Genomic DNA, 12,066 nt, shown 5'->3' on the forward strand with positions numbered 1-12,066 from the left:
CCCCCCGGCGGGGCCCCGCAGCCGGGATGCTCAACGGCCCCTCCCGCTTGGCGGGAGGGGCCGTTCGCTGTTCCCCCATTAGGTGAGAGCCGCGAGGCCGTCGCCCCACGGGAACGCTGCGGCGTCGCCTTGCTTCGGCGGGTGCGGCTCGCCGGCTCCGAAGACGACGCGAACGCCCTGTTCGCGCAGCGTCTCCACTGCCCGGTCGACCGCTGGCTGCGCGCCGAGGGCGGTGGACCAGAACGGCATCGCGGCCACCGGCACGCCGAGGTGTACGCCCTCGGCGGGAAGGCCGATGGCAACGGTGTCGGTGATGCCTGCGGCCCACTTGCAGGCGCTCGTGGTGGTCAGCGGCGCCACCAGCATCGCCGCCGCCTTCGGCAACGCATCCTTCTCCCAGGGCAGCTTGTACTGCGAGCGCACCGGGTGGCCACTCAGCTCGGTGAGGTCGGCGAGACGCGGCTCCCACCAACGGGCTGCGGAGGGTGTGAGGATCAGGCACACGTCCCAGCCGGCAGCCTGCGCCTGCTGAACTCCTTGGTCGAGGTGCTGCGCGGGGCCGGCCGCGCAGGCGATGAGGTACAGCACCTTGGTCATGCGCGGAGTCCACAGCGCTCGGCAAGCGTGCGCAACTCCAGTGAGGGGAAGGAACGGGCAGCAGCAGGTCTTGGACGACCGCCACCACGGCCGGGCCCCGTACTTCCTCGGGAGCCAGTCGCTCAGCCTCGATGAGGGCGGCAGTAGCTTCGTCGCGCTGACGTGTCAAGGCCAAAGCGCGTGCAGTGGTGACGAGGTGACGGGCTCGACGTTCCCGGCCGAGGGACGCGAGGGCGGTGGGTGTGACGCGGCGCCCGGCATCGACCGCTGCCCAGGCGTCGTCGAGGCGCAGCAGGACATCGACCTCATGCAGCTGCACGTTGGTGGTGCCGAAGCTGGTGAAGTCGGCGCCGTCCCCGCCTTGCTGCTCGGCGACTTCGGCCGCTGCGCCGAGGCGGTCGTCGGCGGTGGAGACGGCCGCCGGGCTGCGGCCACTGCCTGTGGCGCCGATGGCCGCCACGAGGTACAGCATGCCGAGGGTGGACAGCCCGGGGGTGCCGGCCCGTTCGAGGTCGGAGCGCAGCGCGTTGGCCCGGGCGGTGGCGTACTCGGTAGCGGCGCTGTGCCGTTTCTGGTGGATCAGGCCGCGCGCTACGCGCCTGGCCGAGGCGCCGACGGCCACCGGGTCGCCGGAGGCTTCGGCAGCGGCCAGCGCACGGTCGGCGGCCAGCACTCCGGGCGTGCACGAGGTGGAGCTGTACTTGAAGAGGAGGCTGGCCGCGAGTTGGTGGGCGCGCGACAGCAGCACGGCGCCGTCGCTGCTGTCGGCGGCTGCACGGTGGGCGTCGGCGAGGAGTCCGGGCAGGTCGCGCGCGGTGGCGATGTAGTGGCAGGAGGCCCAGGCGTGGCAGCAGAAGTCGAGCCGCTTCCGGAGCGCTGGCAGGTGCGTCGGCTCACCGGTCGGCGCGGGCGCGGGGAGGCGGTGCAGCGCGTCGGTGAGGGCGACTACCTCGGCGGGCAGAGGCGTCTGCGCCGGGGTGGGGGTTGGATCGGTCACGAGCTGTTCCAGGGGGATGCGTAGGACGTCGGCTGCCCGCTGGAGCAGGGACAGCCTCGGGTCGGATTGCCGTTGGCCGCCTTCCAGGTCTTGGACCCAGCGCCGGGATTGACCCATGAGGCGCCCGAAGTCTCCTTGCGTGAGGCCTCGGTGCTCGCGCCAGTAGGCGATGCGACGGCCGACTCTGTGCTCAGTGTCTATGTGTCCCCCTGTGCACGAGGCACGCGAACTGCGTGCTCACGATCTGTTGTACCCCTCATACGGTCCGGTTGGCAGCACGACCGAGGAGCCGACCATGGACGTGATTTTCCCACCCGCTGAGCCGCCGTCCGAGGCCGTCACGCTCGTCACGGGCCTGGAAGGTCCCGTCAACGCGATAAGCCCCGTGACGTGCGGCTACTGCCACCTCCGTATCGTCGCGGACGACGACCACGCCGCCAACTGCCCCTGGCACCCCGGGAAGGCGCCCGCGCGGTGACCACCAGGTGACGCGCACGTGGTGGGTCGATCACCCGCTTCTGGGCGAGTTGGTGACGGACCCGTCGACCGGCCGTGTCGGTCGCATGGACGGGGCTCTCCAGCACATCGACCGTGAGACGGATCGGGTCGAGTACGTCGAGGCGCACATGCGGCCGGTGGACGGCAGCGGCCGGGAGTGGACGGCGAGCGCGGACGACCTGGTGGTGCTGGCCGATGGTTCGTGACTGCCCTCGTCACCGCCGGCCGCGCCGCCAGCTGGCCGACATCGCGCTGCCGGTGATGGTCGCGTGGGTAGCCGGCTGGCTGTCGGCCATGGCGGCACTGGTGTGGCTCCGATGACCGCGCTTGGCGTCGTGCTGGCGCTCGCGGTGGCGTGGCTGCTGCTGTCGACGACCGCGCTGGTTGCTGCGGGCTGCGCTTGGTCGGCCGGCCTGAGCGGCGTGGAGCCGCCCTAGAGACCGCCCGGCGGGAACGCAACCACCCCCTCGCTGCCCGCCGGGTCTGCCCGCCTCCGGCCACCCCTGTCGTCACCCGGGGGCGAGCACCTCCCCGCCCCCGTGCCGGCCTGCTTGGTGAGCCGGGCCGGCACGGGGCTCCCCGTCCACACCGAAGGAAGGACGAACCGTGAGCACTCCCCCTCCGCCTGGGATGCGCTGCATCTCGGCACTCGGCCTCACGCTGCCGGGCGTCGCGCACCACTTCGCCGAGGACGACGACGGCCACCGGTCCCTCGCCATGGCCCACCCGGACGGGTCCTGGGCCAGGGCCGAAGCACTCGGCCTTGGGAAGCCGGTCGTGCTCCAGGGCGGTCCCCGCGCGCTGTTCGACACGCTGGAGGCCCTCCGCACCTATCAGCTCGAGACGGGTGAGCTGCCGGTCCGCGGCGCCCGCGTGCTGATCGAGCCGGACGGCACCACCCGGTTCGCCCACGGCGACTGGCGCGCCACGCTCGCCCCGGAAGGCGGTGCCTAGCCGTGCCGATCAGGGAGCGGTGGGCCGCCTGGCATAAGGCAGGCCGGAGGCACGTCGAGCGCGTCGGCCAGGTCGAGGAGCGTGTCGAGGCCGGCGTTCGTGAGGCCGCTCTCCAGGCGGTTCACGGTCTTGATGTCGATGCCGGCCCGCTCGGCGAGGCCGTGCTGGCTCAGGTTCCGCCAGAGCCGCGCTGCGCGCAGGCGCTCGCCGACGGCGAGTCGGCGCTGAAGGACGCGGTCGGGCGGGAGGAGCACCCGCCCTACGTCATCGGAGCAAGATCAACCCGGTCTGTACCGTTGACGGTACAGTTTCGATCAAGGGAAATGGGGCAGGTGTCCTATCTACTGACAATCCGTTCTGTACACTTCTCGATCGGCAATCGTCGTAACGCGCGTAGCGCGACCGCCCCCCGCAGGCGTGCCGGGCCACCGACAGGGAGGCACCCCCATCCGGTCCCGGTACTAGCGGCCCCCCTCGCCGAGGGGGGCCGTGCCGTTCCTGGAGCCCTCCGACCAGGGCGAACGCCATGATCATTTGGGAGAGATTCGGGAGACGCGGCGCGTAAGGCGCAGGTATCACAGCAGTACCCCAGAGGTGCGTCACAGGTCTGCAACCCCGAGCGCCGCAAGCCGGAAACACCTGTGGCCTGCGGCTTCTGGCGAGAAGCCACAGGCCACACGGGTGGGTGCAGACGGGTTCGAACCGCCGACATCCGCCTTGTAAGGGCGGCGCTCTACCGCTGAGCTATGCACCCGGGGAATGAGGCAACAGCCTACATGCCCGACGCCGTCCGGCCGCAAAGGGCGGCTTACGGGGGTCAGCCCCACCCCTGAGCCGGTGGGTCGCCGGATTCCGGGGTGGGGGGCGGGACTTCTAGCGTCGGGACGGTCAGCGGGTTCGAGGGAGAGAAGAGAAGCGATCATGAGTCGACGTCCCGTGGTCCGTGCCGCGTTGGCGGCCGGGGTGGTCCTGGCGAGCGGAGCCGTCCTGAGCGGGTGCCTGGTGGAGGAGACGCACGACGGCTCGCCCGAGGAGCGGTCGTTCGCGCTGGCCGGTGACCGGTTGACCGTGGACACCGACAACAGCCAAATCATGCTGGTGCCTGACGGGTCGTTGGCCGGCGAGACGGTCGTGACCAGGACGTTCGAGGCGCGGCGGGTGACGGGGACCACCAGCGTCGAGTGGTCGATGGCGGACGACACGCTCCGGCTGCGCGTCGTCTGCCAGGGCATCGTCGTGGAGTGCGACGCCCGCCACGAGATACGGGTGCCGTCGGGGGTGGCCGTCATCCTCGACGGGCGGAACGGCGGCGTGGAGGCCAGTGGCTTCGACACGGCCCTCGACCTCACCACCCGCAACGGCGGGATCACCGTGCGGGACGCGTCGGCGCCGCTCGCTCTCGACACCAGGAACGGTCGCATCACCGTGGAGAACGCCTCGGCACCGCTCTCCCTGGAGACCAGGAACGGCCGGATCACCGCCACCGGCCCCACATCGTCCGAGATCGTCGCGCGGACCCACAACGGCGGGATGTCGCTGACCCTGGACGCCGCTCCCGAGCGGGTCGAGACCTCATCGGACAACGGCGGCACGACCGTCGAGGTCCCGGACGACGGCACCGCGTACCGGGTGACGACCGAGAGCCACAACGGGGACGTGGACGTCGACGTGGCGCGGGACGACGCCGCGCCCGCCGTCATCGAGGCCCGCAGCGACAACGGGGGGATCACCCTGCGCACCACCTCCCGCTGACGCCACCCCCGGGTGGGAGAATGGGCCCACACGGATCGGCCGGTCGGCGGCGGGGAGAGGGAGACGTGAGGGCGAGGCGTTCCAGGAGACGACGTGGGCTGTCCTTGACCCTGCCCCTGCTGCTTCTGGCGGCGCTGCCGGCCGCCTTCTCCGGGAGCGGCGGCGCCAGGCCCTGGTGGCGGGGTCGGGTGGAGAACCTGCGCGCGGCGGCCCAGGAGGCCAAGGACGGGGCGGCCGCCGCCTTCTACGAACTCGACATGGCCCAGCGCGACCTGGAGATCGCGTTGGAGACCATCTCCGCCGCCGACGACTCGCCGGCGGCGGCCAGGGCTGCCGCCGAGTTCTCCGCGTTCGGCGAGCGCATCGACCAGGTCAGCCACCACTACATCGCCGCCGTCGACGCCCACGACCTGGACGCCGAGGGCCTCGACGCCGGCGCGGCCGACCGGGCGCGCGCCGCGCTGCTGATGGCGCAGAGCGAGCTGCAGAAGGTGAAGGCGGACCTCGACGCCTTCGCGGCCCGGATCGCGCCGCTCCAAGAGCGCGCCGCCTCGCAGCTGGCGCAGGTGACGCCGGCAGTGGAACGCGCCAGGGAGGCGCTGCGCGCCGCGACCGCCGCACTGGACGAGGCGCGCGCCGCCGGCTTCGGCGCCGAGGACCTCGCCGCTTCGCTGGCCGCGCTCGCGCCCGAGCTGCGGCTGCTCAACGAGGGCGCCGGCCGGCACGGCGTCAAGCCCACGATCCGCCGCGCCGAGGAGGTGCGCCGGCGGGCCGGCGCCATCGCCGCCGAGGCGGCCAGGCTGCCACGGCTCGCCGCCGAGCTCGACCGGCGGCTGGCCTCGCTGCGCACCCGCGCCGAGGCCATCACCACCAGGGCGGGCAAGGTGGAGCCGGTGCTGAGCGAGCTGCGCCGCCGGTTCACCGTCGCCTGCTGGCAGGACCTGCAGCGGGTGCCCGCGCAGGCCGCCGACGCCGTGTGCCGGGCCGAGGAGATGTTGACCGAGGCACGCCGGGCCCGCGACGAGCAGCGGTTCGCGGACGCCACGGCCACGCTGACCGGCGTGCAGGAGCTGCTCGGCCGCACCGACGAGGCGGTGTCGGAGCCCGGTGAGCGGCTGCGCCGTCTTGACGAGGTGTCGTTCGACCCGAAGCGGGAGATCGAGCGGACCAGGTTCGTGATCAGGGACGCGCAGCGGCTCGCGATGGCGGGCCGGTCGATCCCCGAGCCCCGACACGCCCGTCCCCTGGACGCCGCCGTCGAGCGTCTCGACCGGGCCGTCGCCGAGTTGGAGGGCGGCGGGCGTCACCCCGACTACTGGCGGTTCCTGACCGAGACGGAGGCCGTGCGGTCGGCGGTGGCCGCCGTGGTCGAGGAGATACGGGCCGGCCGCTAACGGCGGGGTTGAGCGCGTCTCCCGGGGGTACCCGGCGCGTCCGTGGTCTCACGAGCGCATCCGGGAGGTCGACGATGCGGAGCCCACTCGACACACGCGGCGAGCCGCGGCTGCCCCACGGCGGACCACGCTCGCTGCTGAAGCAGGCCGTCCTCGACGAGCGGCAGCCCGCCCATCGCCGGTTGAACATGGTCTACCGGGTGGGCGCCGGGCTGATGGGCATCGGGTTCGTGGTCTTCGGCTTCTTCGGCCTGTTCTCCTCCATTGGCCTCTTCGCCACCGGCAACAACGCCGTGTTCGGCCTGAACAGCAACGGCGCGCTGAGCTGGCTGTCGATCGCGGTGGGGCTGCTGCTGTTCGTCGGCATGCTGAAGGGGGGCCACTTCGCCTCCACCCTCAACCTGGTGCTCGGCGTGCTGTTCGTGCTCAGCGGCTTCGTGAACCTGGCGATCCTGCGGACCGACCTCAACTTCCTGAACTTCCGCATCCAGAACGTGATCTTCAGCTTCGTGGTCGGCCTGGTGCTGTTGGCGTTCGGCACCTACGGGCGGTTCGCCGGCCGGCTGCCGCACGACAACCCGTACTGGGGGGCGCGGCACCCCCGGACCGCCAGGACCTTGAGCGCGCGGGAGCGCGAGGTGGAGCGCCGCCGCCTCGAGCTCAACGACGCCCTGGTGCGGGAGCGCGAGCTCAGGGAGCGGGCGGAGGAGGAGAGACGGCGCCGGGCCGCCTAGGCCCTGACGTCGGCGAGGAGGGCCCGCAGGATCTCCTCGCCGCCGCGCACGCCGGTCTCGGCCAGGGCCGTCACGCGCGGCGCCGACCAGCCGGCGGCGGCCAGCTCGCCGTGCCCGGGGCGCCAGCCGTGGTCGGCGGCCAGCAGCAGGTCCGCGTCGAGCAGCGAGTCGCCGGCGGACAGCACCCGGCCGGCCCCGGTGCGGCGCGCCACCTCGGCAACCGCCGCCGACTTGGTCAGCGGGCGCGGCACCGCGTACAGCTTGCGGCCCTGGAGCGAGACGGCCCAGCCGCGCGGCTCGGCCCACTCGGCGAGGTCCTTGGCCCAGGTCTCGGGCAGCAGCGCCCGGTCCACCACCAGGTAGGTGAACAGCGACTCGGCGTCCCGCTCCTTCAGCAGCCACGCCGGGTCGGCCGAGCGCCGCAGGTGGTCCCTGACCTCGGCGAGCGCGGCGCAGTCGGCGGCCAGCGCGCGCCGCACGGCGGCGTGCCAGTCCTGGTCGGTGACGCCGTCGACCAGCAGGTGGCCGCCGTTGGCGCAGATCGCGTAACGGGGCGGCGGGCCCGGGAGGTTGACCCGCCGGTACTGCTCGCGGGTGCGGGTCGTGGTGGGCACGAAGACCACGCCTGGCTCGGCTGCCAGCTCGGCGAGCAGCCAGGACGCCGTCTCGGTGAGGAACGACTGCGGCCGCGCCTGGTAGGTCTCCACGCACAGCAGCCGGGGCGCCTCGTGGTCCGGCATGTCGAGGGCGAGGGCGGCGGCCGAGTAGATCAGGGTGCGGTCCAGGTCGCTCGCGACGACAGTGGTCGTGGCCCCCGTCGTGGTCGTCGTGGGGGTCGTCGTGCGGGTCATCGCGCGGCCTTCCCGTCGGCGCCGGTGGCGCCCCTGGTGTAGCGGGGGTGGATGAGACCCACGCAACTGTAGGGCAGGTCGTCGGTCTCCTCGACCGGCACCCCGCGCTGCTCGGCGAGCAGCCTGATGTGGTCGAGGTCGGCGCCCGCGCCGCGCCTGGCCAGGATCCGCCAGGGCACGCGGCGCAGCAGCACCCGGGTGGTCTCGCCGACGCCGGGCTTGACGAGGTTGACGTCGCCGATGTCGTACTCCTCGCTGATCCGCTCCACGGCCCGCCAGCCGGCCCAGTCGGGGGTGCGGTCGGCGGCCAGCAGGGCGGCGGTGTCGGCGGCCACACCGGCGGCGAGCGCGGGGTCGGCGAAGTGGGCGGCGACGGCGTCGAGGAAGTGTCCTGAGAGGTCGGCCCCGGCCAGCTCGCGGTAGTGCTTGGCGCCGTGGAAGTCGTCGGGCCCGACGAGGTCGGCGCGGAGCACGGTCCGCGACACGAGGCCGGAGACGGTGGAGTTGAGGCAGGCCGAGGGGATCAGGAAGTCCTCCCTGGTGCCGTAGGTGGTGACGCAGCCGCCGGGATCGGCCAGCACCGCGAGCTCGGGCGAGAAGCCGCCGAACGGGGCGACGGCGGCGGCGAGTTCGCGGGTGATGGCGCCCTTGCCCGTCCAGCCGTCGACGAAGACGACGTCGGCCGGGTCGTGGTGGGCGGCGAGCCAGCGCAGCGCGGTGGCGTCGATGCCCTGGCCGCGCACGATGGAGATCGCGTAGTGCGGCAGGTCGACACCGTGCGCCAGCCGGGCCCAGCGGCGCATCAGGATGCCGACGGGGGTGCCGGCGCGGGCCAGCGAGACCAGCACCGGCGGCCGCCCTGGCCGGCCGCGCTCCGCGAGCACCGCCTCGGTGACGGTGCCCACGGCGCGCGCCACCCGGTGGGCGGAGGTGGCGAGCGCGGCGTGGAAGAGCCGCTGGTACTCGGGGCTCGGCTGGTACTCGACGGGCAGCGACTCGGCGTAGTGGGCGCCGCCCGACTGGATGGCCTCCTCACGCTCCTCGGCCGGGGCCTCAAGGGTGACGTCGGAGAGGTCCTGGAGCAGCCAGCCGACCTCGTCGGCCGCGTAGGAGCCGAACGCGGGGCCGCGCAGCGGTTCCGCGAGGCGGCGGTCGGGCACGACGGCGAGCAGCGGGCACGGGGTGTGTGCGGCGAGCGCGGCCAGCAGGCCGCCGGGCGCGTGCAGCGCATCGGTGTCGCCCGCGACGTCGGTGACCAGCAGGATCGCGTCCCAGGCGCGGCCGGCGACGTTGTAGGCGTAGCGCGGTCCTGGACCGTCGGCCGGGTCGTCGTGGGAGGGGAAGGTGAGCCGGCTGCGGATGGCGTAGCCGGGGTCGTCGACGGGCAGCACCGGGGAGCGGGTGGTGGTGGAGAACAGCACCTCGGGGCCGCCGTCGCCGAGCAGCTCGGCCGTGGCCTCGGCGAGCCGCAGCGGCACGTACATCAGCTCCTCGGTGCCGAGGACAAGCACCCGGCGGGCGCCGGCCGGCAGCGCGGCGGCTACCCGGGCGGCCAGCGCCGGGAGCGCGGCCTCCAGGCGCCGGCGGTGCTCGGGGGTGAAGCCGTGCCGGCCGCCGTCCGGCAGCCCGGCCGGCCAGTCGAGCTCGACCCGGGTCACGGACCCGGCCGGCGGCGCCTCGGCCACCGGGGCGGCCGAGGCCTCGAACTCGGCGACCAGCGCGGCGCCGCGCGCCAGCACGTCGGCGGGCAGCCACACCCGGCCGCCGGCCAGCGACACCACGTCGACGACGGCGCCGAGCTCGGCCGCGAACTTGGCGAGCGCCGCCCGGTCCGCCTCGGTGCGCATGTCGACGAGGGTGGCCACCACGTAGCGCTCGCGGGGCGCGTCACGGTGCAGCGCGGCGATGGTGTTGCGGACGGTGCGGCCGGTGGACAGCTCGTCGTCCACGAGCACCAGCGGCCCGGTGCCGGCGAGCAACCCCGGGTCGGCGGGCAGCAGCAGGTGCGAGGTGTGGTGGCTGTGCTCCTCCTCGAAGCCGCCGACCTGGGGGACGCCCGGCACGGGCCGGCGGGTGGAGTGCAGGCAGGCGGCGGCGCCGAGCCCGTCGGCGACGCTGTGGCCGAGGCCGGTGGCGGTCTCCGCGTAGCCGAGGACCACGGCCCGGTCCGCCCCGTCGGCGCCGAGCGCCTCGCGCACCCGGCGGCCGAGTTCGAGCCCGGTGCCGTGGACGGTGGCCGGGCGCTGCGGCACGTGCTTGCCGAGCACGGAGGAGACCAGCAGGTGGGAACGCTTCGGGTTGCGGCGCAGCGCGAGGCCGAGCAGCTCCCGGGTGCCCGTGCCCTCGAGGCGCACGCCGAGCCGCCGGGTGACCCACTCCCCCGCCCAGGTTCCGGTGTCGCTCATGCCGCCACCCCGATGCCGGCCGCCAGCAGGTCGACGAAGTCCACACCCTCCCTGGCGACGCCGAAGACCTCGGCGCGCCCCAGGGTGCGGGCCGCCCAGGCGCGGTGCGGCTTCACCTCGTTCATCTTGTTGGTGTAGGCGGAGCGCAGCACCCCGCCGCCCTCGGGTCCCGCACCCATGATGTCGACGGCGTCGCTGAACTCCTCGTGGGTGACCACGGACAGCGCGTGCACCGGCGCGACGTGCGAGGGGTGGATGCAGGTCTTGCCCAACAGGCCGTTGGCGCGGTCGAGTTCGATCTCCTGGAGCAGGCTGTCCATGTCGTGCTCGATCAGCCGGGCGCGCAGTTCCTCGGCGCGGCCGCTGAACGGGCTGTTGCGCAGCTGGGGTTTGAACATCCGCTCCTGTGCGCGGAAGTACTCCCAGACAGGACCCGTGACGGTGTAGCCGGTGCCGTCGGCACGGCCGAAGACGTTGACGACGTCGGCGATCACGGAGGCGACCAGGTGGACGTCGTAGGCCGTCATGTCGGGGCTGCGGCGCAGCCCGTAGGCGGAGCAGAAGTCGGTGACGCCGAGCCGCACGGCGGGTATTCGCTCACGGTACTTGTCGACGACGCGGGCCGCGGCGTGCAGGCCCTCGGCGCGGGTCTCCAGGTGCAGCAGCTCGGGCGACTCGAGCACCGGCATGGCCAGCAACCGGCGGCCGCACATGACCTCGGCGCCGGTCAGCGCCTCAAGGAAGGCGGGCCCCGAGGCAGCCGTGAACTTGGGCAGCACATAGCCGGTGAGCAGCCGGATCGCGGGGCCGAGGCGGTGGGTGAGATCGGTGATCTGCTCGGGGACGCGGACCCGGACGAACAGCAGCGGCAGGGCGTCCTCCGGCTCGGACAGCAGCTTCTGGAACTGCCGCACGAGGTTCTCCTCGGCACCTTCCACCTCGGCGTCGCTGATCGAGTCCTCCAGGCACAGCACCATGGACACGACGCCCGCGGCGGCCTGCTTGCGGACGTCGGCGGCCAGCCTGGGGCGGGTGGCCGGGCAGTAGAGCGTGGCGCCGAGGGCGACGCCCAACGTCCTGACGGGGGAGGCCGGCCCGAAATCGGCGGGCTCCCGGTGAAACAGCGCGCGACGTTGCGCAGGCGTGAGGTGCCTGTAATGCCGCATGGATCTCCCCGAATTCTGGCAGCGGTTCCGGCCGCCCCGCTGGCTTACCGGATCCCCTCGCAATCGTAAGGGCGTCATTGTTTCGTTGGTGTGGCGGAAGGCAGGATTCCTGCTATGACGCAGGCACTGGAGAGAGGGGCGACTATTCATCTGCCCGTCGCCTCATTGCGAGCCGTGTTGCGATGGAAACCCACCGGTACGTCGGGGACCCCTGATATCGATCTCTCGGTGCTGCTGCTCGGCCCAGGCGGGCGGGTGCGCACCGAGGGTGACTTCGTCTTCTACAACCAGCCACGGCATCCGACGGGCCTGGTGCGGCGGCTGCCGAAGCGGCGGGACTCGGCCGGCCTGCGGGATTCCGTCGAGGCCGACCTCGGCCGGCTCGACGCCGGGGTGGCACGGGTGGTGCTGGCCGCCTCCTCCGATGCCGGCGGCTTCCGCGCGGCGGAGAGCGGCCCCCGGCTGCTCCTCCAGGACGCGGCGGCGGCGCCGGGGTCGACGGCGGCGCTGGCACTCCTGCCGTTGGCTCCGCCGCCGGGGGAGACGGCGCTGGTCTGCGGTTTCTTCGGGCGGACGGCGTCGGGGTGGGAGTTCCACGCGGTGGGCAGGGGCTACGCGGGCGGTCTTGTCGAGCTGGCGGCGGACTTCGGCGTCGCGGCCGCGCGTCGGCCGGCGCCGCCCCAGCCGGACCCGGCCTTCACCCTCCCCCCACAGGGCC

General features: G+C 73.5%; 13 protein-coding genes, 1 tRNA gene and 1 pseudogene. 8 read left to right on the plus strand and 7 right to left on the minus strand.

The features are described 5' to 3' along the window. Window positions 1-78 precede the first annotated feature (78 nt). A complete protein-coding gene (locus tag E1265_RS24850; RefSeq protein WP_132933239.1) occupies window positions 79-597 on the minus strand; it encodes a flavoprotein in 519 nt (172 codons plus the stop codon). A 70-nt stretch (window positions 598-667) separates the two neighbouring features. On the opposite strand from E1265_RS24850, the gene E1265_RS39565 reads away from it, so the two are divergent. Further along, entirely contained in the window at window positions 668-1,618 is a 951-nt protein-coding gene (locus E1265_RS39565; protein WP_243741087.1) for a hypothetical protein, read from the plus strand. A gap of 36 nt (window positions 1,619-1,654) precedes the next feature. Here E1265_RS39565 and E1265_RS39570 read toward each other — a convergent pair. After that, a pseudogene (locus E1265_RS39570) lies at window positions 1,655-1,795 on the minus strand (helix-turn-helix domain-containing protein); the annotation flags it as partial. 94 nt (window positions 1,796-1,889) lie between these two features. On the opposite strand from E1265_RS39570, the gene E1265_RS24860 reads away from it, so the two are divergent. The 3 genes from E1265_RS24860 to E1265_RS24865 all read left to right on the plus strand — a co-directional run bounded on the left by E1265_RS24860 (window position 1,890) and on the right by E1265_RS24865 (window position 3,046). Further along, window positions 1,890-2,072 carry a hypothetical protein gene (locus E1265_RS24860; RefSeq protein ID WP_132933240.1) on the plus strand — a complete coding sequence of 61 codons (183 nt, stop codon included), beginning with the start codon at window positions 1,890-1,892 and terminating at the stop codon, window positions 2,070-2,072. Window positions 2,073-2,157: 85 nt separating this feature from the next. Then, window positions 2,158-2,298 (plus strand): hypothetical protein, encoded by a 141-nt coding sequence (locus E1265_RS37265; protein ID WP_165953866.1) that lies wholly within the window; start codon window positions 2,158-2,160, stop codon window positions 2,296-2,298. 400 nt (window positions 2,299-2,698) lie between these two features. Continuing rightward, window positions 2,699-3,046 (plus strand): hypothetical protein, encoded by a 348-nt coding sequence (locus E1265_RS24865; protein ID WP_132933241.1) that lies wholly within the window; start codon window positions 2,699-2,701, stop codon window positions 3,044-3,046. Here the strand turns inward: E1265_RS24865 and E1265_RS24870 are convergent. Then, window positions 3,043-3,300, minus strand: coding sequence for a helix-turn-helix transcriptional regulator (locus tag E1265_RS24870; protein ID WP_132933242.1), 258 nt, complete (start codon window positions 3,298-3,300; stop codon window positions 3,043-3,045). The genes E1265_RS24865 and E1265_RS24870 overlap by 4 nt on opposite strands. Window positions 3,301-3,728: 428 nt before the next feature. After that, window positions 3,729-3,800 (minus strand) — tRNA-Val (locus E1265_RS24875). Between the two features lie 167 nt (window positions 3,801-3,967). Between E1265_RS24875 and E1265_RS24880 the strand changes: the two genes are divergently transcribed. From E1265_RS24880 to E1265_RS24890, 3 genes are all read left to right on the plus strand, one after another. Continuing rightward, window positions 3,968-4,798, plus strand: a complete 831-nt coding sequence (locus tag E1265_RS24880) for a DUF4097 family beta strand repeat-containing protein (protein WP_132933243.1) — start codon at window positions 3,968-3,970, stop codon at window positions 4,796-4,798. Between the two features lie 98 nt (window positions 4,799-4,896). Further along, on the plus strand, window positions 4,897-6,192 hold the full coding sequence (locus E1265_RS24885; RefSeq protein ID WP_243741088.1) for a hypothetical protein: 1,296 nt from the start codon (window positions 4,897-4,899) through the stop codon (window positions 6,190-6,192). 74 nt (window positions 6,193-6,266) lie between these two features. After that, window positions 6,267-6,926, plus strand: a complete 660-nt coding sequence (locus tag E1265_RS24890) for a DUF4383 domain-containing protein (protein ID WP_132933245.1) — start codon at window positions 6,267-6,269, stop codon at window positions 6,924-6,926. On the opposite strand, the gene E1265_RS24895 is transcribed toward E1265_RS24890, so the two are convergent. From E1265_RS24895 to E1265_RS24905, 3 genes are read right to left on the minus strand one after another with little or no spacing between them, the layout of a single operon-like run. Beyond that, complete coding sequence (locus E1265_RS24895; RefSeq protein WP_132933246.1) at window positions 6,923-7,777, minus strand: HAD family hydrolase; 855 nt, start codon at window positions 7,775-7,777, stop codon at window positions 6,923-6,925. The two genes, E1265_RS24890 and E1265_RS24895, sit on opposite strands and share 4 nt — an antisense overlap. Next, the gene (locus E1265_RS24900) at window positions 7,774-10,182 is read right to left on the minus strand and encodes a phosphoribosyltransferase (RefSeq protein ID WP_132933247.1); all 2,409 of its coding nucleotides are present in this window, start codon (window positions 10,180-10,182) and stop codon (window positions 7,774-7,776) included. The genes E1265_RS24895 and E1265_RS24900 overlap by 4 nt, the downstream gene beginning before the upstream one ends. Further along, on the minus strand, window positions 10,179-11,348 hold the full coding sequence (locus E1265_RS24905) for an HpcH/HpaI aldolase/citrate lyase family protein (RefSeq protein WP_132933248.1): 1,170 nt from the start codon (window positions 11,346-11,348) through the stop codon (window positions 10,179-10,181). The genes E1265_RS24900 and E1265_RS24905 overlap by 4 nt, the downstream gene beginning before the upstream one ends. A gap of 114 nt (window positions 11,349-11,462) precedes the next feature. Between E1265_RS24905 and E1265_RS24910 the strand changes: the two genes are divergently transcribed. Then, window positions 11,463-12,066: TerD family protein (locus E1265_RS24910; RefSeq protein ID WP_132933249.1), on the plus strand; the 604-nt coding region annotated here is incomplete at its 3' end.

The organism is Streptomyces sp. 8K308, from assembly GCF_004348315.1.
Lineage (GTDB): Bacteria > Actinomycetota > Actinomycetes > Streptomycetales > Streptomycetaceae > Streptomyces.

What these genes read in the sequence shown, in the direction of transcription:
- E1265_RS24900 (WP_132933247.1), bottom strand. Translation starts at nt 10,182, where the DNA reads ATGAGCGACACCGGAACCTGGGCGGGGGAGTGGGTCACCCGGCGGCTC.
- E1265_RS24905 (WP_132933248.1), bottom strand. Translation starts at nt 11,348, where the DNA reads ATGCGGCATTACAGGCACCTCACGCCTGCGCAACGTCGCGCGCTGTTT.
- E1265_RS24860 (WP_132933240.1), top strand. Translation starts at nt 1,890, where the DNA reads ATGGACGTGATTTTCCCACCCGCTGAGCCGCCGTCCGAGGCCGTCACG.
- E1265_RS24850 (WP_132933239.1), bottom strand. Translation starts at nt 597, where the DNA reads ATGACCAAGGTGCTGTACCTCATCGCCTGCGCGGCCGGCCCCGCGCAG.
- E1265_RS24890 (WP_132933245.1), top strand. Translation starts at nt 6,267, where the DNA reads ATGCGGAGCCCACTCGACACACGCGGCGAGCCGCGGCTGCCCCACGGC.
- E1265_RS37265 (WP_165953866.1), top strand. Translation starts at nt 2,158, where the DNA reads ATGGACGGGGCTCTCCAGCACATCGACCGTGAGACGGATCGGGTCGAG.
- E1265_RS24880 (WP_132933243.1), top strand. Translation starts at nt 3,968, where the DNA reads ATGAGTCGACGTCCCGTGGTCCGTGCCGCGTTGGCGGCCGGGGTGGTC.
- E1265_RS24895 (WP_132933246.1), bottom strand. Translation starts at nt 7,777, where the DNA reads ATGACCCGCACGACGACCCCCACGACGACCACGACGGGGGCCACGACC.